The organism is Aeromonas sp. CD (assembly GCF_033349375.1).
Classification (GTDB): domain Bacteria; phylum Pseudomonadota; class Gammaproteobacteria; order Enterobacterales; family Aeromonadaceae; genus Aeromonas; species Aeromonas hydrophila.
On the sequence record NZ_CP137631.1, the window covers coordinates 1,846,044 to 1,870,852 of the forward strand.

Consider the following 24,809-nt stretch of genomic DNA (forward strand, 5'->3'; position numbering starts at 1 on the left):
GTGGCGCTCTTTTTACATCGGGATGTTGCCTGCGCCGGCCCGCCGTGATGAGGCAAGTGACGACAGAGACTGCGCTTTTTTGCCCGTGGCTTCGCATCCCGACCCCACGCTTTGTGTTAGCATGACTCCACGTTTTCAGTCTTTCCCCTCATCTCATGTCTCAATCTGATTTGAACCACGTCGATGTGGCCATCGTCGGTGGTGGAATGAGCGGCGCCGTGCTGGCGCTCTCCCTCGCGGCCCTGCCAGGGCCCAAGCCCCTGCAGATCCTGCTGCTGGAGGCGAGCGCCCCCGAGCTCAATGCGCACCCCGGTTTCGATGCCCGCGCCATCGCGCTCTCTGCCGGCACCTGCGAGGCGCTGGCCCGGCACGGGCTCTGGTCCCGTTTTGCACCCCATTGCAGCCCCATCAGCCAGATTCATGTGTCGGATCGGGGCCACTTCGGCCAGGCCGGCTTGACGGCGGCGGAGTATGGCCTGCCAGCCCTCGGCCGGGTGATCGAGCTGTCGGCGGCGGGCATTGCGCTGCAGCAGGGGATTGCCGCCTGCCCGCAGATCCGCATGCTGTGTCCGGCCCAGCTCGAGCGCGTGGAGCCATTGACGGAAGGGGTGAACCTGACCCTGGCCAGCGGCGAGCGTTACCAGACTCGCCTGCTGATGGCGGCCGATGGTGGCAACTCCTTCGTGCGCCAGCAGTGCAAGCTGGCGGTGAGCCGCCACGACTACGGTCAGAGCGCCATCATCGCCACCGTCAAGACCGCCGAAGATCCGGCCGGACGGGCTTTCGAGCGTTTCACCCAAGGGGGGCCGCTGGCCCTGCTGCCGATGCAGGGCGGGCTCTCCTCCCTGGTCTGGAGCGTGGCGCGGGATGAGGCGCCAGCCTTGATGGCGCTCGATGACGCCGCGTTTCTGGCCCGTCTGCAACAGGCTTTCGGCTGGCGCCTCGGCCGCTTCCTGCAAACCGGTCAGCGCCACGTCTATCCGCTGGTGCTGACGGTGGCCGACTACCCGCTGGCCCAGCGCACCGTACTGGTGGGCAACGCCGCCCATCTGCTGCATCCCATCGCCGGTCAGGGCTTCAACCTCGGCATGCGCGATCTGGATCTGCTCACCCGAGCGGTGGGCCGGGCGCTGACGGCGGGGGAGGATATCGGCAGCTTTGCGGTGCTAAGCGGCTACTGGCAGCAGCGCAAGGGGGATCAGGCCCAGACGGTCTGGCTCACCTCCTCGCTGGCCCAGCTCTTCTCCAATGATCATGCCCCTCTGGTGGCGGGCCGCAACCTGGCGCTCTCCCTGATGGGGCGGCTGAGCTGTCTCAAGGCGCCGCTGGCCTCCCGCACTTTGGGGTTTGTCGCCGATGTGTGCCGCCCCTGAGGCGAGGTGACGTCATGGGTATTGAACGGGTGCGCCTTCGGGCGTGCCCTCGCTGATCCCGGCGATCAGCCCTGAAAGGATATAAACGATGCAGATGCAAAACGTGGATGTGGTGATTGTGGGGGGCGGCATGGTGGGCCTGGGGCTCGCCGCCGCGCTCAAGGGAAGTGCACTCAAGGTCGCCGTGGTCGAGGGCCAGCTGCCGGAGCCCGCGCTTGACGAGGCGCCGGACAACCGGGTCAGCGCTTTGAGTCTGGCCAGTCAGCGCATCCTGCAGCAGGTGGGCGCCTGGCGCGGGATCGAGGCCCGTCGCCTGCAGCCCTACGGGCAGATGGAGGTGTGGGAGCAGGACAGCTTTGGCCGGATCGCGTTTGATGCCGCCAGCCTGCGCCAGCCCGAGCTCGGCCACATCGTCGAGAACCGGGTCATCCAGCTGGCGCTGCTGGAAGCGGTTCTTGATGGCGACAACATCCAGCTGCTGAGCCCGGCCCGGGCGAGCAGCCTGCAAAGCGGCGAGGCGGGCTCCCTGCTGCTGCTGGAAGATGGCCGCGCGCTGTCGGCCAAGCTGGTGGTGGCGGCCGATGGCGCTCACTCCTGGGTGCGCCGGCAGGCCGACATCCCGCTCACCAGCTGGGATTACGGTCATCACGCGCTGGTGGCGACGGTGCGTTGTGCCGAGCCCCACGAGGCGGTGGCGCGTCAGATCTTCACCCCCGAGGGGCCGCTCGCCTTCCTGCCCCTGTGGCAACCGGATCTCTGCTCCATCGTCTGGTCGGTGCCAGCGGCCCGTGCCGAGGCGCTCTGTCAGTGCGATGAAGAGCAGTTCAACCGCCAGCTCACCACCGCGTTCGACGGCCGATTGGGGCTGTGCAAGGTGGAAGGGGCGCGCAGCGCCATCCCGCTCACCGCCCGCTATGCCCGCGACTTTGCCCGCGAGCGGCTGGTGCTGGTGGGGGATGCCGCTCACACCATCCACCCGCTGGCGGGGCAGGGGGTCAACCTGGGGCTGCTGGATGCCGCCGCGCTGGCCGAGCAGATCCTGCGCAATCAGGCGGCGGGCAAGGACATCGGCCGGCTCGCCAATCTGCGCGGCTATGAGCGCTGGCGCAAGAGCGAGGCGGCCAGCATGCTGGCGGCGATGGAGGGGCTCAAGCGGCTGTTTGCCGGCAGCAACCCGCTCAAGAAGCTGGTGCGTGGGGCCGGGCTGTGCGCCTTCGATCTGCTGACGCCGCTCAAGCAAAGCGTGATCCGGGCTGCCATGGGGTTAGAGGGTGAGTTGCCGGCCTTGGCCAAGGGGAACAATTTGCCGACCCGGCCGAAGTAAGAGGGTGATCCGGGCCGCCATGGGGCTGGAAGGCGAGCTGCCTGCCCTGGCCAAGGGTGAAAAAATCTAATAATACCCGGCTGTTTTCACAACAAAACTAATGTGATGAGGCTGATGACCCGGTTTGGGCATCAGCCTTTAATCTGGGCGCTTGGCGAAACGTTTTTCTCCAAATTGTGACGAAACGGTAAAAATCAAAATTTAATATCGCCATTACCGGGTTTGGTCTGTTTTTATCACTGTTTTTACCTTAGTGTCTGGGGTCTGTTTACTGGCGGTGGATTAGTTTTTTTTGAGCGGCATGCGCGTCCGCTTGGCTTATAATCCGCTGCGTTCAAGGAATCACTCTTGCCCTGCAGGGCCGGAACGAGCACAGACTCAGGCACGTCGCTTGCTGCCACCCAGGTAGACAACCGGATGGTGGCTGCCGGGCGAGCGATGCGTGAGTGTTGTCGCGAACGCTTAAGGAAACACAGCGATGATCCAGACTACAGTATTGCATCCCAAGCACCTGGAAGCCGGCGCCAAGATGGTGGACTTCCACGGTTGGGAAATGCCCATCAACTACGGCTCACAGCTGGAAGAGCACCACCAGGTGCGCACCGATGCCGGCATGTTCGACGTCTCCCACATGACCATCGTCGATTTGACCGGCGAGCGGGTCAAAGCCTTCCTGCAACACCTGCTGGCCAACGATGTGGCCAAGCTCACCGTCTTCGGCAAGGCCCTCTACAGCGGCATGCTGACCCCGGAAGGCGGTGTCATCGATGACCTCATCACCTATTACCTTGGCGAGACCTTCTACCGCTTGGTGGTCAACTCCGCCACCCGCGAGAAGGATCTGGCCTGGATCCGCCACCACGCCCAGGACTTCGGGGTGACCGTGACCGAGCGCCCCGAGCTCGCCATGATCGCGGTGCAGGGCCCCAACGCCAAGGCCAAGGCGGCCAAGGTGTTCAGCGCCGAGCAAAATGCCGCAGTGGAAGGCATGAAGCCCTTCTTCGGCGTGCAGGCCGGCGAGCTCTTCATCGCCACCACCGGCTACACCGGTGAAGATGGCTACGAGATCGTGGTGCCGCAAGAGCAGGCGTGCGATCTGTGGCAGGCGCTGCTGGACAACGGCGTGGCCCCTTGCGGCCTGGGTGCCCGTGACACCCTGCGCCTCGAGGCCGGCATGAACCTCTACGGCCAGGACATGGACGAAACCGTCTCTCCCCTTGCCGCCAACATGGCCTGGACCATCGCCTGGGAACCGAGCGATCGCCAGTTCATCGGCCGCGCCGCGCTGGAAGCCCAGAAAGCCGCCGGCAGCCAGCCCAAGCTGGTGGGTCTGGTGATGGAAGAGAAGGGCGTGCTGCGCAGCGGCATGCCGGTCACCTTCACCACCGCCGCTGGAGAAGAGCGGGAAGGTGTGATCACCTCCGGCTCTTTCTCGCCCACCCTGGGGTACAGTATTGCCCTGGCGCGGGTGCCCCGTGATATCGGCGAACAGGCCTCGGTGGAGATCCGCAAGAAGCTGGTCACCGTCAAAGTGACCAAGCCGGCTTTCGTGCGCAACGGCCAGAAGCTGGTGTAACGACCCATTGCGGCGAAGGGGCTGCCCTTCGCCAGACCCCCTTGCCCCGGCAACGTCTGTCGAACGCGCCGGGACAAGTGATCCAAGTGAATAAAGGAAGCACAAATGAGCCATATCCCGAGCGAACTGAAATATGCCACCTCCCACGAGTGGATCCGTGTCGAAGCCAGCGGCGAGGCAGTGGTCGGTATCACCGAGCACGCCCAGGAGCTGCTGGGTGACATGGTGTTCGTCGATCTGCCGGAAGTGGGCAAACAGGTCGGTGCCGGTGATGACTGCGCCGTGGCCGAGTCGGTCAAGGCCGCCTCTGACATCTACAGCCCGGTGAGCGGCGAGATCCTGGCCGTCAACGAAGAGCTGGAAGGCAGCCCCGAGCTGGTCAACTCCGACCCCTACGGTGCCGGCTGGCTGTTCCGCATCAAGCTGGACGACGCGGGCGAGCTCGCCAACCTGCTGGATGCCGAAGGCTACCAGAACGTGGTGGACGAAGAGTAATGCCCCCGGGCCCTGCCAATGCGCAGGGCCCGTTTGTATAGGTGCCCGTCGGCCTGGAGGCCGACCGGCGAGGGTGAAGTCGTCCGCACCGGTTTGCCCGCGGCAACCCGGTCAGCCGCAAGACGCCCCCCTGTCGCTATGAGCGACATCCGGTGCCGGCAGGGGCCACCCTGCCAGCCGAACATGAGTGACGCCGGTCGAGGCCGGCTGTCAGGCACTTAGTTATCAGGACTTTTTATCAGGAATAGGGAAATGACCCAGTCACTGTTTGAACTCGAGCAAAAAACCGATTTCATCCGCCGTCACATCGGGCCGGGTGAGGAAGATCTGCGCGCCCTGCTGGCCGTGGTGGGCGCCGAGAGCCTGGATGATCTGATTGAGCAGACCGTCCCCGCCGCCATTCGCCGGCCGGGTCCGCTCGGCATCGGCGCCTCCATGACCGAGGTGGAAGCGCTGGCCAAGCTCAAGGGCTATGCCGCCCAGAACAAGGTAGCCAAGAGCTACATCGGCATGGGCTATCACGATACCCACGTGCCCCACGTCATCTTGCGCAACGTGCTGGAAAATCCGGGCTGGTATACCGCCTACACCCCGTACCAGCCCGAGCTGGCGCAGGGCCGTCTCGAAGCCCTGCTCAACTTCCAGCAGTTGACTCTGGACTTGACCGGCATGGATCTGGCCAGTGCCTCCCTGCTGGATGAGGCGACCGCCGCCGCCGAGGCGATGGCGCTGGCCAAGCGGATGGCCAAGTCCAAGTCCAACCTCTTCTTCGTGGCCGACGACGTGCACCCGCAGGTGATCGACGTGGTCAAGGAGCGGGCGGTCCACTTCGGTTTTGACGTGGCCGTCGGCCCGGCCGCACAGGCCTGCGCCGAAGAGGTGTTCGGTGCCCTGTTCCAGTACCCCACCACCACAGGGGAAGTGAAAGACCTGCGGGCCCTCATTGCTGCCGTGCAGGCCCAGAAAGGGCTGGCCTGTGTCAGCGCCGACCTGCTCTCCCTGTTGCTGCTCAAATCCCCGGGCGAGCTGGGGGCCGACGTGGTGCTGGGCTCGGCCCAGCGCTTTGGCGTGCCCATGGGCTACGGTGGCCCGCACGCCGCCTTCTTTGCCACTCGCGATGCCTACAAGCGCTCCATGCCGGGCCGCATCATCGGTGTCTCCAAGGATGCCCGTGGCAAGGCCGCCCTGCGCATGGCGATGCAGACCCGCGAGCAGCACATCCGCCGCGAGAAGGCCAATTCCAACATCTGTACCGCTCAGGTGCTGCTGGCCAACATGGCGAGCTTCTACGCCGTCTACCACGGCCCGGTGGGACTTAAAACCATCGCCTCCCGCGTGCACCGTCTGACCACCATTCTGGCGCTCGGCCTCAAGGCCAAGGGCGTGGCCCTCAAGCATGCCAGCTGGTTCGATACCCTGACCGTGCAGACTGCCGACAAGGCCGCGCTCATTGCCAAGGCCGAGGGGCTCGGCATCAACCTGCGTGCGGATCTCGATGGCGCGGTAGGGGTGTCGCTCTCTGAAACCACTACCCGTGGCGATGTGGCCGAGCTGTTCGAGCTGTTCCTGGGCGCAGGCCACGGCCTGGACATCGAGGCCCTCGACCAGGCGGCGCAGACCCATCACGCCATCCCGCAGGATCTGCTGCGCACCGATGCCGTGCTGACCCACGAGGTGTTCAACAAGTACCACTCCGAGACCGAGATGCTGCGTTACATCCACCGTCTCGAAGCCAAAGATCTGGCCCTCAACTACGCCATGATTTCCTTGGGCTCCTGCACCATGAAACTCAACGCTACCGCCGAGATGATCCCGGTGACCTGGCCCGAGTTTGGCAAGCTGCACCCGTTCGCCCCGCTGGCCCAGGCCAAGGGTTATCAGCTGCTGCTGGCTGATCTTGAAAACTGGCTGGTGAAGGTGACCGGTTACGATGCGGTCTGCATGCAGCCCAACTCCGGTGCCCAGGGCGAATACGCCGGCCTGCTCGCCATCAAGAAGTACCACGAGTCCCGCGGCGAGGGGCATCGTGACATCTGCCTCATTCCGGCGTCCGCGCACGGTACCAACCCGGCCTCCGCCCAGATGGCGGGCCTGCGGGTCATCGTCACCGCCTGTGACAAGTCGGGCAACGTGGATCTGGACGATCTGCGCGCCAAGGCCGCCGAGGCGGGGGAGAAGCTTAGCTGTCTGATGGTGACCTACCCCTCCACCCACGGGGTGTACGAGGAGACCATCAAGGAGGTGTGCGACATCGTTCACCAGCACGGTGGTCAGGTCTATCTGGACGGCGCCAACATGAACGCCCAGGTGGGCCTCACTGCGCCGGGCTTTATCGGGGCGGACGTGTCCCACCTCAACCTGCACAAGACCTTCGCCATTCCTCATGGCGGTGGCGGCCCGGGCATGGGCCCCATCGGCGTGAAGAAACACCTGGCGCCGTTCGTGGCCGGTCACGCCGTGGTCAAGACCGACAAGGAGAGCCGCAACAACGGCGCCGTGTCGGCGGCGCCGTTCGGCTCGGCCAGCATCCTGCCCATCAGCTGGATGTACATCGCCATGCTGGGGGACGAGGGGCTGAAGAAATCCACTCAGGTGGCCATCCTCAACGCCAACTACCTGGCCAAGAAGCTGGGTGAATCCTTCCCGGTGCTCTACTCCGGCCGTAACGGTCGGGTGGCCCACGAGTGCATCCTGGATATCCGCCCGCTCAAAGAAGCCTCTGGCATCAGCGAGATGGACGTGGCCAAGCGGCTGATGGACTACGGCTTCCACGCGCCGACCATGAGCTTCCCGGTAGCGGGTACCCTGATGGTCGAGCCGACCGAGTCGGAATCCAAGCGCGAGCTGGACCGCTTCGTCGAGGCCATGACCGCCATTCGTGCCGAGATTGCCAAGGTGCAGGACGGGCAGTGGAGTCTCACCGACAACCCGCTGGTCCATGCGCCGCACACCCAGGATGACGTGATGGACGCTGAGTGGTCCCGTGGCTACAGCCGCGCCGAGGCGGTGTTCCCGTCGGAGGCCGTGCGCGCCGCCAAGCTGTGGCCGTCGGTCAACCGCATCGACGACGTCTACGGCGATCGCAACCTGTTCTGCTCCTGCATCCCGACCGAGGATTACGCCAAGTAAGGGCAGCGTCGCTTCGACCCGAACAGAGAGACCAAGGGCCTTGCATGCGCAAGGCCCTTTTTATTGGCGGGGACGATGGCGCTGAAATGGCGGGGGAACTTGATCATTTCAATGTTTCTTGTATAGTTGAATTCATGCGGAGATAGACGGAGGTTTGCATGAACAAAGTGATCGCTACCAAGGTGTTTGAGTCCCTCGCATCCGGCATTCGTCTCGATGTGTGGCGCTTGCTGGTCAAGTCGGGTCTGGAAGGCATGGTGGCCGGCCAGCTTGCCAGCGAGCTCGACATCGCCCCAAATACCCTCTCGTTTCACCTCAAGGCCATGTTGCACGCGGGCCTGCTCTCGGTGGAGCAGGAGGGGCGTTTCTTGCGCTATCGCGCCAACATTCCCCTGATGCTCGATTTGATCGGTTATCTCACCGAAGAGTGCTGCGCCGGTCATCCGGAAGCCTGCGGGGTGGGAGGTGTCGAGCCCCTCTGTGCGCCTGCCTGTTGTGATAAAGAGTAAGGGCACTCTCTGCCCGCCATTCGTTACCCTTCTGGGAGTCTTTTTATGAGTACCAATGCCTGCTGCGATCTGCCCGTCAGCAAAAAAATGCGTTTTCTAGACCGCAATCTGACCCTCTGGATCTTCATCGCTATGGGCATCGGGGTTGGGATTGGCTATCTGTTCCCTCAAGTTGCCCAGTGGAACGAGGCCATGTCGGTCGGGACCACCAATATACCTTTGGCCATCGGCCTGATCCTGATGATGTATCCACCGCTGGCCAAGGTGAATTACGGCTCCATGGGGGCCATGACCCGGGATCGCCGCGCCATCACCCTATCATTGGTGATGAACTGGCTGGTGGGCCCCATCTTGATGTTCGTCATCGCGCTGGTGTTTTTGCACGATCAGCCGGGCTATATGGTGGGGCTCATCTTGATAGGCCTGGCGCGCTGCATCGCCATGGTGCTGGTGTGGAACGATCTCGGCGGCGGCAGCAAGGAGTACGGCGCCGGCCTGGTGGCGCTCAACAGCGCGTTCCAGATCCTCACCTACAGCCTGATGGCCTGGTTGTTTATTACCGTGCTGCCGCCGCTGTTTGGCCTGCAGGGCTTTGCGGTGGATATCACCATGCTGGATATCGCGCAAAGCGTGCTGATCTATCTGGGCATTCCCTTTCTGGCAGGCTTCCTGAGCCGTCACTATCTGGTCAAGGCTAAAGGGGAGAAGTGGTACACCGAGCGTTTTATTCCGGCAATTTCCCCCATCACGCTTATCGCGCTGCTGCTCACTATCGTGCTGATGTTCAGCCTCAAGGGGGGGATGATCGTCGAACTGCCCATGGATGTGCTGCGGGTCGCGGTGCCCTTGGTGGTCTACTTCGTGCTGATGTTCTTCACCAGCTTCTTGGTGGGCAAGAAACTGGGCATCCCCTATGACAAGAACGCCTCCATCGCCTTTACCGCCACTGGCAACAACTTCGAGCTGGCCATCGCCGTCGCTATCGCGGTGTTCGGGCTGAGCTCGGATCAGGCCTTTGCCGGGGTGATCGGCCCGCTGGTGGAGGTTCCCGTACTGATCGCCCTGGTCAATGTCGCCCTGCGCATGAAGCACTCTTATACCAACCCAGAGAACCCATCATGAATGACGCCCAAATCACCATCTACCACAACCCTGCCTGCGGCACCTCCCGCAATACGCTGGCGCTTATCCGCAACTCAGGCGTTGAGCCGACCGTCATCCACTATCTGGAGACACCGCCCAGTCGCGACACCCTGCAGGCCTTGATTGCCGCCATGGGCATGCCGGTTCGCGACCTGCTGCGCCAGAACGTGCCCCCCTATGAGGCGTTGGGACTGGCCGAGAACAAGTTCAGCGACGATGAACTGGTCGATGCCATGCTGGCTCATCCTATTCTGATCAACCGTCCCATCGTGGTGACACCGCTTGGCACCAAGCTGTGCCGCCCGTCAGAAGTGGTGCTGGATATTCTGCCGAGCCCCCAGCAAGGGGCCTTCAGCAAGGAAGATGGGGAGCAGGTGGTGGATGCACAAGGCAGGCGCATCGGCTGACTCTGGCCGTGGCGTGAATGGCGATGATGCCGGCAGCCATGACGGGGTGGTTGCCTTGCTGGTTGCGTTCGGGGCAGGATGAGGGGCGGGGCGATTGATTCGGCCCTGATCCCGCACAGATCCAGCACAAGGAGTGGCAATGGACAGTACCCAGCGATTCTCGACCCGGGTCGAGGCCTATGTGAAATATCGGCCAAGTTATCCTGCCGCCATGCTCGATTTTCTGGCCAGCGAGTTGGCCATGGGGCCGGCTGCCTGGGTGGCCGATATCGGGGCTGGCACCGGCATCCTGACCGCGCTGCTGGCCCCCCGGGTGGCGCAAGTCTGGGCGGTTGAGCCAAATGCGGAGATGCGCGGGGCGGCCCGGCAGCAGCTGCAGGCAGTGGCCAATGTCGAGTGGCAGGATGGCAGTGCCGAAGCCACCGGTCTGGCGGACGGGTCAGTGGATCTGGTGACGGTGGCGCAGGCGTTTCACTGGTTTGATCGCGCCGCCTTCAAGCAGGAGTGCCGGCGGCTGCTCAGACCCGGTGGCCGGGTTGCCCTCATCTGGAACGACCGGCTGACCGACACCCCATTTCTCAAGGCTTATGAGGCGGGGCTGCGTACCTATTCGGGCGATTACGAAGAGGTCAATCATCGCAATCTGGGTGAAGGGGATTTTCAGGCCTTCTTCGAGGGGGAGTACCGGCTCGATCGTTTCGCCAACCGCCAGCTGTTCGATCTCGACGGGGTGCTGGGGCGGCTCAACTCCTCTTCCTATGCCCCGGTGGCCGGTTCGCAAGCCCATGCCGAGCTGACGGCGCTGATCGCGCGGGAATTTGCCCGCCATGCGGTCGATGGCGTGATTGCCTTCAACTACGACACCCTGCTCTACAGCGGCCGGGTGTAGCAGGGGCCCAGATAAACAGCGGGCCCTTGCCACCGATGGCGAGGGCCCGCAAGGGCATGGCTGATCCTGTTCGCAGCGGTGGGCTGTGGTTCCTGCGCTAACTCTTGTTCAACCCCAGCATGGCCATCGCCTTGGCCAGGGTATCGACGGACTCCTGATGCTTGCCCGCCTTGTGCAGGACTTCCCCCTCGGCTCGCAACTTCTTCACCTCGGCCAGCTTGTCGGCGCTGAGGGCGGGTTTGGCGGCGAGGGCATCATCGATCTTCTTCATGTCGGCGGGGCAGTGAAAGGCGAGGGCGCTGCCGGTGAAGAGCAGGGTTAACAGAAACAGGGCTGGTTTCATCTTGATTACCTCGTTGGTGGACATCAGCAAGGATAGACCTCACCGCCGCCCTTGTGTTGGCCGGCATCGCAACTCGGTTCGCCCTGCGAGAGGGGGCTGTAGCCTACCCCTCAGACGCGGCCAGGGGCGTTACGGGGAAAGGAGAGGGTAAAGCAGCTGCCTTTGCCCGGCGCCGAGCGAGCCGTCAGGCCGCCACCCAGCACCGAGGTGGCGATGCGGCGGCAGATGGAGAGCCCCAGCCCGGAGCCCCCCTTGCCCAGGGTAGTGGTAAAGAAGGGATCGAAGATGTGGGCTAGTACGTTGGGCGCCATGCCGCGACCGTTGTCCAGCACCTCCAGGTGGACGGATTGTTGGTCCTGATGGGCCCGGATCTCGATGCGTCCATCCTGGCGATCCCCGATGCCATGGAGGAGGGCGTTGTGGATCAGGTTGAGCAGCACCTGGCCAAGGGGTCCCGGGTAGCTGTCGCAGAGCAGCTCCTCGTCGATGAGATTGTGCAGCACGACTTGATCAAACCCGGAGCCGGCTTTGAGGTTGGCCAGGTTGTCGTCGATGAGACGCCTGAGATCGAAGCTGCGCCGGCTCTCCGAGGTCTGCTCTATGGCCACCTGCTTGAAGCTGCTGATCAGCTTGGCCGACTGGGTGATGGCCTGCAGGGCCAGCTCGCTCATCTCCTGGCTGGCGTGCACAAACTCCTCCAGCGTGGTGCGACGGATAGTCTGAGCCCCCAACTGGGCGGCCAGCTGCCGGGTTTGCTCCTGCATGGCCGTGGTGGCGATCAGGGCGTTGCCGATGGGGGTGTTCAGTTCATGGGAGATGCCGGCCACCATGGCTCCCAGTGCCGCCAGGGTTTCGGTGTGGATGAGCTCCTCCTGGGTTTTTTTCAGACTGTCGAGGGTGTGGGTCAACTGCAACTTGTGCTGCTCGAGCTCTTCTTGCGTCTCCTGCAGACGAATATTGTCGTAGAGGGTGTGCATGCCCTGCTGCACCGAATCACGAAACTGCAAGAGTAATTGCCGGTAGAGGCCGCCGTAGTCGTTCTCCTCCCGGCTCAGCACGCAGATGGTGCCGAAGAGTCTGCCATCGGGCCAGCAGAGCGGCAGACCGCAATAGGAGATCATGCCGACTTTGATGTCCGGATTGTGCTGCCATTCGGGATTCTTGAGGGCATTGGGCACCAGGAGCTCCTGGCGGGTATCCATGACCCGTTCGCAATAAAGGCCGGAGTCGAGGTGTTCGCGGGCCCCGGCCGGATAGCAGTTGTCTGGCGTCTGGCTGGTGATGAACACTTCTATCTCGCGAGGGTGTACCCGCATGATGAGCCCGGCCGGCACGTGAAACAGCTCAGCCATCAGGTTGACGGTCTTCTGCCAGGAGAGACGCAGGGAGTCCGGGATCTCGAACTCGGGGGCAATCGGGTATTTGGATAGGCTCGCAGACATGAAGGCGTTCCTGTTTGCTGGGGCTGGGGTGAGTGGACTTTATTCCCATTCTAGTTGTCCGGCGCGGGCCCTGCGTGTCATGAGTTGACTGATCCCGAGAGGTTGAAGCGGGCAGGAAGCAGACGCTACCATGGTTGTTTTGCTCACGATTGAGCCAATCAGGGAGACCCCATGACACTCGCAAGGTTCCTCTCACCCCTGACCAGTCTGGTGATCTTCATTCTGGGCCACGGCATGTTCAACACCCTGCTGACGGTGCGCCTGTCTGCCGAGCAGGTATCGGCCCAGGCCATCGGCCTGGTATCGGCAGCCTACTTCGGCGGTCTGGTGCTGGGGGCCTTTGTCAACGCCCGCCTCATCATCCGGGTGGGTCACATCCGGGCTTATGCGGCCTATGCCTCCCTGCTCTGCTTTCTGTTTCTGCTGCACGGCATGGTGGTGGAGCCGCTGAGCTGGGCGGCGCTGCGGCTGGTGGGGGGCTTTGCCACCGGCGGCCTGTTCGTGGTGCTGGAGTCCTGGATGCTGGTCTCCAGCACGCCGGCCAACCGGGGCCGGTTGATGTCCCTCTACATGATCCTGCTCTACGGCTCTCTGGCTATGGGGCAACTGCTGCTCAAGTGGGTGGATCCCATGGTGCTGACCCCGTTTGCCCTGTGCGCCATGGCGGCGACCCTGTCGGTGATCCCGCTGGCGGTTTCCCGGGTAGCGACCCCGGCCATGGTGGCACCCCAGCCGGTCGGCGTGCTGGAGCTGGTGCGCCTCACCCCGGCGGGGATGGGCAGCAGCTTTACCTCTGGCCTCATCCTCGGGGCCATCTACGGCCTGCTGCCGCTCTATTTTACCGACAGCGGTTCGTCGCTCTCCAAGGTGGCGGACATGATGGCATTGGTGATCCTGGGGGGCATGTGCCTGCAGTACCCCATCGGTCGCCTCTCCGATCGCTACGACAGGCGGCTGGTGATCCTGCTGCTCGGCGCCGTGCTGGCGCTGCTGGCCCTGTTGATGGTGCTGCTGCCCGCCGGCTGGCGCGAACCGCTGATGGGGGGCCTGGTGTTCCTGCTGGGCGGCATGGCGTTCTCCATCTACCCCTTGAGCCTCAGCCACGCCTGCGACGAGCTGCGCCCGGATCAGGTGCTGGGGGCCAATCAGGGGTTGCTGCTCGCCTACAGCCTGGGCGCCATGACCGGGCCGCTGCTGGCGCCTTTTGTCATGGCGCAGTTCGGGTCAGAGGGGCTGTTCGTCTACTTCGCCCTCTGTGGCCTGCTGCTGGCGGGGTATCTCGGCTGGCGCAAGCGGCAGCGGGCCCCCATTCCGCTGGCCGATCATCAGGTGTTCATCCCGGTGCCGCCCAATACCCCGATGACGGCGGAGCTGGAGCCGAGAACGGATCTGGCTGGGGAGGCGGTACCCGCCAGCTATGCTACCCCCGGATCGGATGAGGGTCAGCAGTCAAAAGAAGGCTGAGTAGCGGGTGCGTAGCAACAAAAAAAGCCGACTCACTGAGTCGGCTTTTTGTCCATCTGGTCGCTATCAGGCGGTGACGGCGTCAGCTTTGGTCGCTTCCGGCGCCGGATTGCGAATGAGGTAATCAAACGCCCCCAGTGCGGCGGTCGCCCCTGCCCCCATGGAGATGATGATCTGCTTGAACGGCACCGTGGTGGCGTCCCCTGCGGCGTAGACGCCGGGCAGGGAGGTGGCGCCCTTGGTGTCGATCTCGATCTCGCCAAAGCGGGTCAGGGCCACGTCGCTCCCCTTGAGGAACTCGGTGTTCGGCACCAGACCGATCTGGACGAAGATGCCGGCCACCGCCAGATGCTTGATCTCGCCGGTGGTGCGATCTTCGTAATCCATGCCCACCACCTTGCTGCCATCACCGATCACTTCGGTGGTGCGGGCGCTCATGATGATGTCGATGTTGCCCATGGAGCGGGCCTTCTTCTGCAGCACCTCGTCGGCACGCAGAGTATCGGCGAACTCCACCACGGTGACGTGCTCGACGATGCCAGCCAGATCGATGGCCGCCTCGATGCCGGAGTTGCCGCCTCCGATCACCGCGACTCGCTTGCCCTTGAAGAAGGGGCCGTCACAGTGCGGGCAGTAGGCCACGCCCTTGGTGCGGTACTCGAGCTCGCCCGGCACGTTCAGGTCACGCCAGCGGGCACCGGTCGCCAGGATCACGGCGCGGCTCTTCAAGGTGGCGCCAGAGGCGAGATCCACGTTGACGTAGCCATCCTTGCTGATGGCGGCGGCGCGCTGCTCGGTGATCACTTCCACGCCGTACTGCTTGACGTGCTGCTCCAGGCTTGCGGCCAGTTTGGGGCCTTCGGTGTAGGGCACGGAGATGAAGTTCTCGATGCCGACGGTGTCCATCACCTGGCCACCGAAACGCTCGGCGACGATGGCGGTGCGAATGCCTTTGCGAGCGGCATAGATGGCGGCGGCGGCGCCAGCCGGGCCACCACCGACGACCAGTACGTCGTAAGGCGCTTTTTCGTTGAGCTCCTCAGCCTTGCGTTCGGCGGCGCCGGTGTCGAGCTTGGCGACGATCTCTTCCAGCGAAATGCGGCCCTGGCTGAACGGCTGACCGTTCAGGTAGACATTCGGTACCGCCATGATCTGACGCTCGTTGACCTCGTCCTGGAACAGGGCACCGTCGATCATGGTGTGGGTGATGCCGGGGTTCAGGGTCGCCATCAGGTTGAGGGCCTGCACCACGTCCGGGCAGTTGTGGCAGGAGAGCGAAATATAAGTCTCGAAGTGGAACTCGCCCTTGAGGTTGCGGATCTGCTCCTGCACGGCCGCATCGGCCTTGGAGGGGTGACCGCCGCTTTGCAGCAGGGCAAGGACCAGGGAGGTAAATTCATGACCCATGGGGATGCCGGCAAAATGAACGCGCGGGGCCTGGCCCTTCGGCGCAACGCTCATGGAAGGCTTGCGGGCGGCAGTGCCATCTGTCATGGCAATCTTGGGTGACATCTCGCTGATCTCTGTGGCCAATGCCAGCAGTTCTGCGGATTTGTCGCTGTCGTTGCCGGACACGCTGATCTCGATGGGATTGACGATGTACTGCAGATAGGTGTTCAGCTGTTGTTTGAGGTTGGTATCCAACATCTTCGAATTCCTTCTTGTGATTGCGGGTCGGCGTTTTGTCAGGCCAGAAAGCAGACCGGCCCTTGAACGGGCCGGTCTTCAGAGCGGGGAGGCTTAGATTTTGCCTACCAGATCCAGGGACGGGGCCAGGGTGGCGTCGCCTTCTTTCCACTTGGCCGGGCACACTTCACCCGGGTGAGCGGCAACGTACTGGGCAGCCTTGACCTTGCGCAGCAGCTCCAGGGCGTCACGGCCGATGCCGCCGGCGTTGATTTCAACGATCTGGATGATGCCTTGCGGGTCGATGACGAAGGTACCGCGGTCAGCCAGACCGGCTTCTTCGATCATCACGCCGAAGTTGCGGGTGATGGTGCCGGTCGGGTCGCCGATCATCGGGTACTGGATCTTCTGGATGGTGTCAGAAGTGTCGTGCCAGGCCTTGTGGGTGAAGTGGGTGTCGGTGGAGACGGAGTAGATCTCGACGCCCAGCTTCTGGAATTCGGCGTAGTTGTCGGCCAGGTCACCCAGCTCGGTCGGGCAGACGAAGGTGAAGTCAGCCGGGTAGAAGAACACCACGGACCACTTGCCTTTCAGGTCAGCGTCAGACACCTGAACGAATTTGCCATTGTGGTAGGCGGTGGCGTTGAACGGCTTGATTTCAGTGTTGATGTAGGTAGACATGTATTTGCTCCTTGGTGATGTACATATGCCCGTCTGGATTTGAAGAGTCGTGCCGGACGAGGCGTTTAACTTTCGATGGATTCATCATAGGGACTTTTCCTAATCGATCAAAGCCGCAATTTTGAATCACTTAAATCTACTTATTAGATAAACCATGGCTGCTGTACCTAACATGAATATCGCCGGCATGCCGGGATAACTCCTTGTCGAGATTCAACATCTGTGCGCGGCTTCGGCTTTTCAAGGGGGCGGGTGGCAGTCTGCCAACCGCAGAGAGGTGGGGTCTGCCGTCTTGCGACTCACAGGCGCCGGCACGCATGGGGGCGAGGGGAGGGGAAACGTGCAGATAAAAAAATCCCGGCGTCGTCGCAAGGACAAGGCCGGGTCATCAAACAAGGAATGGCTATATAAACAAAAGCTTTACAGCAAAGACTAACTACGGGGTGTGCAAACTTGCAGACATATGAGAGGAAGAGGACGGGTGCACAATCCCTCGTCTTCCGCTCGGCAACTATTGCATGACGGTCATGATAGTGTGATGCAGATCACAAAGCAAGGTTGTGGTGTAATTTTTCAATCAAAATGAAAGGGTTTCAGCTTTATTGCCGATCAAGTACGCTGAAAACGCTTTTGTTGTAATTTTATTACATGAAATTGAGATCAAAAGTCGCCAGGCGGCTCCTGCTCCTCCATCAGTTCCAGCAGGTTGATGGCGACGGCAATGAAGTCCGACTCGGTAACGATGCCGATCAACTTGCGTCCTTTGAGTACCGGCAGGCAGCCGTATCTGTGTCGTTGCAGGTAGAGCGCCGCCTCCTTGATGCCGGCATGGGGATCCACGCTCGCCACCTGGCGGGTCATGATCTCGTCGAGCTGCACGCTGTCGGTGAACTCCGCCTCCCGCTCTGGATTGATCAGCAGGAGTTTGGACTCGCGGGTGGCCAGGATGTCGGAGAGGGTGACCAGGCCCAGCAGATGATGCTGCTCGTCAACGATGGGGATGTGGCGGATCCGCTCCTGCTGCATCAGATCCATCGCCTGTTTGACGCTGTTTTCCGGACCCAGGGTGAAGGGGTGTTCAGTCATGATCTCGGATAGGGTCATCATGGTGGGCCTCCTTGTGTATCTGCTTTCACCCTAGCCCAGCCCCCCTCGGCAAAACATGATCAGGGTCAATACAAAACCTTAAAGGTTTTTTAACTGGCTCTGCTTCACATAATTGCTCGCTATCCCTTGTCTCCCTTGGGTTTTTGGTCTTTTGGGTTGCCTTGGAAGAAGGGGATAACTAGACTAGCCGCCGATTCCCCCCGAGGTGAAAGATGCAAGTATCCGATTTTCATTTTGATCTGCCAGACGAGCTGATTGCCCGCTATCCCATGACGGAACGTACCGCCAGTCGTCTGTTGCAGCTCGATGGTCAAACTGGCGCACTGCGCCACGGTCAATTTGTGGATGTGCTGGACCAGCTCAACCCCGGCGATCTGCTGGTATTCAACAACACCCGTGTCATTCCGGCGCGCATGTTTGGCCAGAAGGCCAGCGGCGGCAAGCTGGAGGTGCTGGTGGAGCGGATGCTGGACGAGCACAGCGTGCTGGCCCATGTGCGCTCTTCCAAATCGCCCAAGCCCGGTACCCGGCTCATTCTGGATGGCGGGGCCGACGGCGAGAAAGTCGAAGCCGAGATGCGCGCCCGTCACGATGCCCTGTTCGAGATCCATTTCCTCGACCCCCGCCCTGTGCTGGAGATCCTGGAAGCCATCGGCCACATGCCGCTGCCCCCTTACATCGACCGTCCCGACGAGGATGCCGACAAGGAGCGCTACCAGACCGTCTACAACCAGAAGCCGGGTGCCGTGGCGGCGCCGACTGCCGGCCTGCACTTCGACGAGCCCCTGCTCGAGAAAATTCGTGCCAAGGGGGTGGAAACGGCTTTCGTCACCCTGCACGTGGGGGCGGGCACCTTCCAGCCGGTGCGGGTGGACAAGATTGAAGATCACCACATGCACTCGGAGTATGCCGAGGTGCCGCAGGAGGTGGTGGATGCCATCGCCGCAACTCGCGCCCGCGGTGGCCGGGTGATTGCGGTGGGAACCACCTCGGTGCGATCGCTCGAGAGCGCGGCCAAGGTAACCCTGGCTCAGGGCAAGCCGCTGGCGCCGTTCTTCAGCGACACCGACATCTTCATCTTCCCTGGTTACCAGTTCCAGGTGGTCGATGCCATGGTCACCAACTTCCATCTGCCGGAGTCGACCCTGATCATGCTGGTCAGTGCCTTTGCCGGCTACGACAACGTGATGGCGGCCTACCAGGCGGCCGTGGCCGAGCAGTACCGTTTCTTCAGCTACGGGGACGCCATGTTCGTCACCCGTCGCCGGGCGCAGGCATAAGCCGCGCCCTTTATACCGGGTCCTCGGGCCCCCTACTGTCAGACTGTTTCTCTGACGCAACGAGGTAGCAATGAAATTTGAACTGAAAACCACTGACGGCCGTGCCCGTCGCGGCCAGCTGGTATTCGAGCGCGGCACCGTGCAGACCCCGGCCTTCATGCCGGTCGGCACCTACGGCACCGTCAAGGGGATGACCCCGGAAGAGGTGCGTGAGACCGGTGCCCAGATCCTGCTCGGCAACACCTTCCACCTCTGGCTGCGGCCGGGGCAGGAAGTGATGCGCGCCCACGGCGATCTGCATGACTTCATGAACTGGCAGGGCCCGATCCTGACCGACTCCGGCGGTTTCCAGGTGTTCAGCCTGGGGCACATCCGCAAGATCACCGAGGCGGGCGTGCACTTCCGTCACCCCATCAACGGCGAGAAGATCTTCCTCGACCCCGAGAAATCCATGGAGATCCAGTACGATCTGGGTTCCGACATCGTGATGATCTTCGATGAGTGCACGCCGTACCCGGCCACTTACGAAGAGGCGCGCAAGTCCATGGAGATGTCCCTGCGCTGGGGCAAGCGTTCGCGCGACAAGTTCGATGCGCTCGGCAACAAGAACGCCCTGTTCGGCATCATCCAGGGTTCCGTGTACGAAGATCTGCGGGATGTGTCGCTGGAAGGCCTCTTGGAGATCGGCTTCGACGGCTACGCGGTCGGTGGTCTGGCGGTGGGTGAGCCGAAAGAGGACATGCATCGCATCCTCGAGCACGTCTGCCCGAAAATCCCGGCCGACAAGCCGCGCTACCTGATGGGCGTGGGCAAGCCGGAAGATCTGGTGGAAGGGGTGCGCCGCGGTATCGACATGTTCGACTGCGTGATGCCGACCCGCAACGCCCGCAACGGCCACCTGTTCACCACCGACGGGGTGGTCAAGATCCGCAACGCCAAGTATCGCGAGGACACCAGCACCCTGGATGCCGACTGCGATTGCTACACCTGCAAGAACTACACCCGCAGTTATTTGTACCATCTGGACAAGTGCAACGAGATCCTCGGTGCCCGTCTGAACACCATTCACAACCTGCGTTATTACCAGCGTGTGATGCAGGGTTTGCGGGACGCGATCGAGCAGGGTAAATTAGACGACTTTGTAACTGAGTTTTACCGTCGGCAAGGGAAGCCCGTGCCTCCGTTAGCTGAAAATGACGTGAAATAACAACGATATATAAGCTAGTTTTCAAATCTACATCAATAAGAGGTTGTTAAATGAGCATTATCTCCAAGGCGTATGCAGAAGGCGCAGTTCCGGGTGCACAGGGTGGTGGCATGGAAATGATCATCATGCTGGCCGTATTCGGCCTCATCTTCTACTTCATGATCTATCGCCCCCAGGCCAAGCGCGCCAAAGATCACCGCAACCTGATGAGCTCCCTCTCCAAGGGTGACGAAGTCCTCACTTCCGGTGGCCTGGTTGGCAAGATCGCCAAAGTATCCGCCGACAGCGAATACCTCGTGCTGGCCCTAAACGATCAGACCCAGGTCACCATCAAACGTGACTTCGTCTCTGCCGTTCTGCCCAAGGGTTCTATCCAGTCCCTCTAATCTCCCGAGGAGCACAGCGTGTTAAATCGCTATCCGCTGTGGAAATACCTGATGGTGGTCGTGGTGATCGCCATCGGTTTTCTATATGCAGCCCCCAATCTTTACGGCGAAGACCCGGCCTTGCAGATCTCTGCCAGCCGGGGGGCCGAAGTCAAGCTGGACACCCTTGACCTGGTGAAGGAGACGCTCGATGCGGCTCAGATCCCGGTCAAGCATGCGGCGTTCGAGCACGGCTTCATCCTGGTTCGTTTCAAAAATACTGAAGAGCAGCTCAAGGCGCGCGACATCGTCGCCAACAAGCTGGGCGACAACTTCATTACCGCTCTCAACCTGGCCCCTTCCACGCCTGCCTGGCTTGAAGCCATCGGTGCCAACCCGCTCAAGCTGGGTCTGGACCTGCGCGGCGGTGTGCACTTCCTGATGGAAGTGGACATGGCCGAGGCGCTGACCAAGCAGCAAGAGCAGATGGTGCAGGATTTCCGCTCCGAGCTGCGTACCCAGAAGATCCGTTATTCCGGCGTGCGCCGGGCAGGTGATCAGGTACAGGTGCTGTTCCGTGACGAGGCCGACCAGGCCAAGGCCATCTCTCACCTGCGTCGTCAGAACCCGGATCTCACCTTCACCACCGAGCAGAAGGGGGATGAGTTCGTCCTGCTGGCCGGTTTGAGTGAAGCCAAGATCAAGGAAGTGAAGAAGTACGCCCTCGAGCAGAACATCACCATCATCCGCAACCGGGTGAACGAGCTGGGCGTGGCCGAGCCGCTGGTACAACAGCAGGGTGCCGAGCGCATCGTGGTGGAACTGCCCGGTATTCAGGACACCGCCCGTGCCAAGGAGATCCTGGGCGCGACCGCGACCCTGGAATTCCACATGGTCGATGAGACCGCCGACATCCAGGCCGCGGCCGACGGCCGGGTGCCGCCGAGCTCCAAGGTCTACAACGATCGCAACGGACGTCCGGTGGTGCTGCAAAAGCGCATCATCCTGACCGGTGACCACATCGTGGGTGCCCAGTCCGGTTTCGACGAATACAGCCGTCCCCAGGTCAACATCAAGCTTGATGGCCAGGGTGGCAACAAGATGGCCAACTTTACCAAGGACAACGTTGGTAAGGGCATGGCTACCGTGTTCATCGAATACAAGCCGGTCGGTCAGCCTGGTCCGGACGGTAAGCGCAAGTTCCGCAAGCAGGAGGAGGTGATCAACGTCGCCACCATCCAGTCGCGTCTTGGCAGCCAGTTCCGCATCACCGGCATCGACAACGCCAACGAAGCCCACAACCTGGCGCTGCTGCTGCGTGCCGGCGCGCTGATCGCCCCGATCCAGATCGTGGAAGAGCGCACCATAGGCCCGAGCCTGGGTCAGCAGAACATCGACAGCGGTATGGAAGCCATCGGCTGGGCCATGCTGGTGATCGTGCTGTTCATGGGGATCTACTACCGTGCGTTCGGCTGGGTGGCCAACATCGCCCTCACCATGAACCTGGTGCTGATCGTCGGTATCATGTCGATGATCCCGGGGGCCACCATGACCCTGCCGGGCATTGCCGGTATCGTCTTGACGCTGGGTATGGCGGTGGATGCCAACGTGCTGATCTACGAGCGTATTCGTGAAGAGATCCGCAACGGTCGTGGGGTGCAGCAGGCCATCCATCTGGGCTTTGATCGGGCATTCTCGACCATCGCCGACTCCAACGTCACCTCGCTCATCACCTGTGTGATCCTGTTCGGTATCGGTACCGGCGCCATCAAGGGCTTCGCCCTGACGCTGGGGATTGGTCTGAGTGCTTCCATGTTTACCGCCATCACGGTCTCCCGCGCCATCATCAACCTGGCCTGGGGTGGACGGCGCCTCGACAAGCTGCCGATCTAAGGAAGAGACATGTTTCAGATTCTACATTTTGAAAAGCCCATTCCCTTCATGCGCTATGCCAAGCCGGGTGTGGTCTTCTCTACCCTGCTGATGGTGATCTCCCTGTTCTTCCTGTTCGATCGGGGCCTGAACTGGGGGCTGGACTTCACCGGTGGTACCACCATCGAGGTGGGCTTCCAGCAGTCGGTGAGCCTGGACAAGGTGCATCAGGTGCTGGACGAGCAGAAGATTGAAGGGGCGACCCTGCAACACTTCGGCTCCAGCCGTGACGTCCTGTTCCGCCTGACCCCGAAAGAGGGGGTCAAGGTGGAGCAGCAGGGTAACGAGGTGCTGGCGGCGGCCAAGCTGATCGATCCTGCGGCCGTGCTCAAGCGCGTCGAGTTCGTCGGCCCCTCCGTGGGCGACGAGCTGGCGACCGACGGTGCGCTGGCCATGCTGGCCTCCATCCTCTGTATCCTGATCTACGTGGCGGTGCGCTTCGAATGGCGTCTGGCCATGGGGGGCATTCTCTCCCTGGTGCACGACGTGGTGATCACCCTCGGCGTCTTTGCCTACTTCCAGTACGAGTTCGACCTGACCGTGCTGGCGGCCTTGATGACCCTGGTGGGTTACTCCCTGAACGACACCATCGTGGTGTTCGACCGGTTGCGGGAGAACTTTCGCAAGGTGCGCAAGGGGGATACCGAGTACATCCTGGATCTCTCCATGACCGAGACCCTGAGCCGGACCATCATCACCTCGGGGTTGACCTTCGTGGTGGTGCTGGCACTGCTGCTCAAGGGCGGTCCGCTGATCCACGGTTTCTCGGTGGCCATGGTGATCGGTGTCGCCTTCGGTACCTACTCCTCCATCTATGTGGCGAGCTCGTTCGCCATGTTCTTCGGGGTCAAGCGGGAGCACATGCTGCCGACCCAGGTGGAAAAAGAGGGCGCGGATCAGCAAGAGATCCTGCCGTAAATGACAAGGGCGCCGCGAGGCGCCCTTTCTCTTATCGTCCGGGTGAGTCATTATGACGGTTTCACCCACGGCTGTTGGCCAACAGGCAAGGAGCAAGCCATGCAACACAATCCCCGTTTTCTGGCACTGGTAGAGGCCATTCGTCCCCATGTGCGGGAGACCGACGTGCACCAGATCAAACGCTGGCAGGATGAGGGGCGCACCTTTCACCTGGTCGACGTGCGGGAAGAGAGCGAGTGGGCCAGGGGCCATCTGCCGGGGGCGACCTACCTCGGTCGCGGGGTGATCGAGCGGGACATCGAGACCCGTTACCCGGATCCCGACACCGAGCTCTACCTCTATTGTGGTGGGGGATTTCGCTCCATTCTGGTGGCGGAGAACCTGCAGAAGATGGGCTATGGCCGGGTGGTCAGCGTCGATGGTGGCTTTCGGGGCTGGTGTGATGCCGGATACCCTGTCGAATCCTGATTTATTTGAGGGAGATAGGCTCAGCCACATGACAAAGTGTCGGCTGACCTTTACCATATGCCGGGTCAAGCGTAAGCGTCGGAGTGTTCATTGAACGTCAGGAAAGGGATTGGATACCTCCTTGGTATCCTGTTGCTGCTCCCCATGTGGGGTTGCAGCAGTAGCAGTCAGGTTGAAGCGCCTCAAGTTCCCAAGCCGCAACCCGCTTCACTGGTATTGGCGACCCCCCTGCAGGTCTCTTACCAGAGCGAGTTGGCGTTGGCGCGACTCGGGCAGATGCTCAGCGAGATGGAATTGACCACTGAGCAACGGGCTGAACTGTTTTATGAGCGTGCTGTCGTGTTTGACCGGGTAGGCTTGCGCTCTCTGGCGCGGCTGGATTTCAACCGCGCCTTGCGGGAGAAGCCGGATTTTGCCGAAGCCTACAACTTCATCGGCGTCTATCTGGTGCAGCAGCAGAATTATGACGAGGCCTACGAGGCATTTGATTCCGCCCTCGAGCTGGCTCCCGATTATGACTATGCCTACCTGAACCGTGGCATTGCGCTCTATTACGGCAATCGTCCCGAGCTGGCCGCGGCCGATATGAAGCGCTTCTACGAGGCGCAGCCGGAAGATCCCTACCGGGTGATCTGGCTCTATCTGGCCGAACAGAAGCTCAATGCACCGGCCGCCATGAGCCGGATGCGCGAGCGGCTCAACAAGTACGATGACGATGCCTGGAACTGGGATCTGGTGCGCCTCTATACCGGCGAACTCAATGCCACCCAGTTGATGGGCAATGTGGTGAAAGGGGTGAAGGACAACCGGGAGCTCGCCGAGCGCCTGTGCGAAACCTACTTCTACCTCGGCAAGTTTGAACTGGCCAAGGGCAACCGCAAGGAAGCCATCAGCTACTTCAAGCTGGCGCTCGCCAACAACGTGTATGACTTCATCGAGCACAGATATGCCCTGCTCGAACTGGAGCTGATGGCGCGCAAACCCCTGCCGCCCGGTGCCCAGAGTGCCCAGGGCAAGAGCAGCAAGCAGGCATCCTGAGCTTGCCCTGTTGCCGGTTTGAATGATGTAGAAAAGGCCTCACTGCGAGGCCTTTTTGCTGTCCGGGTGTCAGACGTGGCGATATGAGTCACC

22 protein-coding genes are annotated in these 24,809 nt (G+C 61.8%); 17 read left to right on the plus strand and 5 right to left on the minus strand.

The features are described from left to right. Positions 1–155 precede the first annotated feature (155 nt). The 9 genes from ubiH to R2E40_RS08675 all read left to right on the plus strand — a co-directional run bounded on the left by ubiH (position 156) and on the right by R2E40_RS08675 (position 10,845). Complete coding sequence (gene ubiH, locus R2E40_RS08635) at positions 156–1,373, plus strand: 2-octaprenyl-6-methoxyphenyl hydroxylase (RefSeq protein WP_318165238.1); 1,218 nt, start codon at positions 156–158, stop codon at positions 1,371–1,373. Positions 1,374–1,461: 88 nt separating this feature from the next. Further along, a complete protein-coding gene (locus R2E40_RS08640) occupies positions 1,462–2,697 on the plus strand; it encodes an FAD-dependent 2-octaprenylphenol hydroxylase (protein ID WP_318165239.1) in 1,236 nt (411 codons plus the stop codon). Positions 2,698–3,175: 478 nt separating this feature from the next. Then, a complete protein-coding gene (gcvT, locus tag R2E40_RS08645; RefSeq protein ID WP_016350379.1) occupies positions 3,176–4,273 on the plus strand; it encodes a glycine cleavage system aminomethyltransferase GcvT in 1,098 nt (365 codons plus the stop codon). Positions 4,274–4,378: 105 nt separating this feature from the next. Continuing rightward, positions 4,379–4,768 (plus strand): glycine cleavage system protein GcvH, encoded by a 390-nt coding sequence (gene gcvH, locus R2E40_RS08650; RefSeq protein WP_318165240.1) that lies wholly within the window; start codon positions 4,379–4,381, stop codon positions 4,766–4,768. A 252-nt stretch (positions 4,769–5,020) separates the two neighbouring features. Continuing rightward, the gene (gcvP, locus tag R2E40_RS08655; RefSeq protein ID WP_318165241.1) at positions 5,021–7,897 is read left to right on the plus strand and encodes an aminomethyl-transferring glycine dehydrogenase; all 2,877 of its coding nucleotides are present in this window, start codon (positions 5,021–5,023) and stop codon (positions 7,895–7,897) included. A gap of 158 nt (positions 7,898–8,055) precedes the next feature. Then, a complete protein-coding gene (locus tag R2E40_RS08660; protein ID WP_318165242.1) occupies positions 8,056–8,406 on the plus strand; it encodes a helix-turn-helix domain-containing protein in 351 nt (116 codons plus the stop codon). 45 nt (positions 8,407–8,451) lie between these two features. Continuing rightward, the gene (gene arsB, locus R2E40_RS08665; protein WP_318165243.1) at positions 8,452–9,528 is read left to right on the plus strand and encodes an ACR3 family arsenite efflux transporter; all 1,077 of its coding nucleotides are present in this window, start codon (positions 8,452–8,454) and stop codon (positions 9,526–9,528) included. Further along, positions 9,525–9,956 (plus strand): glutaredoxin-dependent arsenate reductase, encoded by a 432-nt coding sequence (gene arsC / locus R2E40_RS08670; protein WP_318165244.1) that lies wholly within the window; start codon positions 9,525–9,527, stop codon positions 9,954–9,956. Before arsB ends, arsC begins: the two co-directional genes overlap by 4 nt. 139 nt (positions 9,957–10,095) lie before the next feature. Further along, positions 10,096–10,845, plus strand: a complete 750-nt coding sequence (locus R2E40_RS08675) for a class I SAM-dependent methyltransferase (protein ID WP_318165245.1) — start codon at positions 10,096–10,098, stop codon at positions 10,843–10,845. Positions 10,846–10,942: 97 nt separating this feature from the next. On the opposite strand, the gene R2E40_RS08680 is transcribed toward R2E40_RS08675, so the two are convergent. Together R2E40_RS08680 and R2E40_RS08685 are read right to left on the minus strand one after the other, a co-directional pair. Further along, positions 10,943–11,188: a hypothetical protein gene (locus R2E40_RS08680; protein ID WP_318165246.1), complete on the minus strand. Its 246-nt coding sequence runs from the start codon at positions 11,186–11,188 to the stop codon at positions 10,943–10,945. Between the two features lie 110 nt (positions 11,189–11,298). Next, positions 11,299–12,630, minus strand: a complete 1,332-nt coding sequence (locus R2E40_RS08685) for a GAF domain-containing sensor histidine kinase (RefSeq protein ID WP_318165247.1) — start codon at positions 12,628–12,630, stop codon at positions 11,299–11,301. 171 nt (positions 12,631–12,801) lie between these two features. On the opposite strand from R2E40_RS08685, the gene R2E40_RS08690 reads away from it, so the two are divergent. Then, on the plus strand, positions 12,802–14,094 hold the full coding sequence (locus tag R2E40_RS08690; RefSeq protein WP_318165248.1) for an MFS transporter: 1,293 nt from the start codon (positions 12,802–12,804) through the stop codon (positions 14,092–14,094). Positions 14,095–14,160: 66 nt separating this feature from the next. Here R2E40_RS08690 and ahpF read toward each other — a convergent pair whose 3' ends face one another. From ahpF to R2E40_RS08705, 3 genes are all read right to left on the minus strand, one after another. Continuing rightward, positions 14,161–15,741: an alkyl hydroperoxide reductase subunit F gene (gene ahpF, locus R2E40_RS08695; protein ID WP_273774976.1), complete on the minus strand. Its 1,581-nt coding sequence runs from the start codon at positions 15,739–15,741 to the stop codon at positions 14,161–14,163. 93 nt (positions 15,742–15,834) lie between these two features. Further along, complete coding sequence (gene ahpC / locus R2E40_RS08700) at positions 15,835–16,401, minus strand: alkyl hydroperoxide reductase subunit C (RefSeq protein ID WP_011705621.1); 567 nt, start codon at positions 16,399–16,401, stop codon at positions 15,835–15,837. Positions 16,402–17,061: 660 nt separating this feature from the next. After that, entirely contained in the window at positions 17,062–17,508 is a 447-nt protein-coding gene (locus tag R2E40_RS08705; protein WP_011705622.1) for a CBS domain-containing protein, read from the minus strand. Between the two features lie 212 nt (positions 17,509–17,720). Between R2E40_RS08705 and queA the strand changes: the two genes are divergently transcribed. From queA to nlpI, 7 genes are all read left to right on the plus strand, one after another. After that, positions 17,721–18,788 carry a tRNA preQ1(34) S-adenosylmethionine ribosyltransferase-isomerase QueA gene (gene queA / locus R2E40_RS08710; protein ID WP_016350388.1) on the plus strand — a complete coding sequence of 356 codons (1,068 nt, stop codon included), beginning with the start codon at positions 17,721–17,723 and terminating at the stop codon, positions 18,786–18,788. Positions 18,789–18,858: 70 nt separating this feature from the next. After that, positions 18,859–19,995, plus strand: a complete 1,137-nt coding sequence (gene tgt / locus R2E40_RS08715; RefSeq protein WP_016350389.1) for a tRNA guanosine(34) transglycosylase Tgt — start codon at positions 18,859–18,861, stop codon at positions 19,993–19,995. Positions 19,996–20,045: 50 nt separating this feature from the next. After that, positions 20,046–20,381: a preprotein translocase subunit YajC gene (yajC, locus tag R2E40_RS08720; protein ID WP_011705624.1), complete on the plus strand. Its 336-nt coding sequence runs from the start codon at positions 20,046–20,048 to the stop codon at positions 20,379–20,381. An 18-nt stretch (positions 20,382–20,399) separates the two neighbouring features. Beyond that, the gene (gene secD / locus R2E40_RS08725; RefSeq protein ID WP_011705625.1) at positions 20,400–22,253 is read left to right on the plus strand and encodes a protein translocase subunit SecD; all 1,854 of its coding nucleotides are present in this window, start codon (positions 20,400–20,402) and stop codon (positions 22,251–22,253) included. Positions 22,254–22,262: 9 nt separating this feature from the next. Further along, a complete protein-coding gene (gene secF / locus R2E40_RS08730) occupies positions 22,263–23,210 on the plus strand; it encodes a protein translocase subunit SecF (RefSeq protein ID WP_118881448.1) in 948 nt (315 codons plus the stop codon). Positions 23,211–23,309: 99 nt separating this feature from the next. Next, positions 23,310–23,678 (plus strand): rhodanese-like domain-containing protein, encoded by a 369-nt coding sequence (locus tag R2E40_RS08735; protein ID WP_011705627.1) that lies wholly within the window; start codon positions 23,310–23,312, stop codon positions 23,676–23,678. A gap of 90 nt (positions 23,679–23,768) precedes the next feature. Further along, positions 23,769–24,716, plus strand: a complete 948-nt coding sequence (nlpI, locus tag R2E40_RS08740; RefSeq protein WP_280940144.1) for a lipoprotein NlpI — start codon at positions 23,769–23,771, stop codon at positions 24,714–24,716. Positions 24,717–24,809 lie beyond the last annotated feature (93 nt).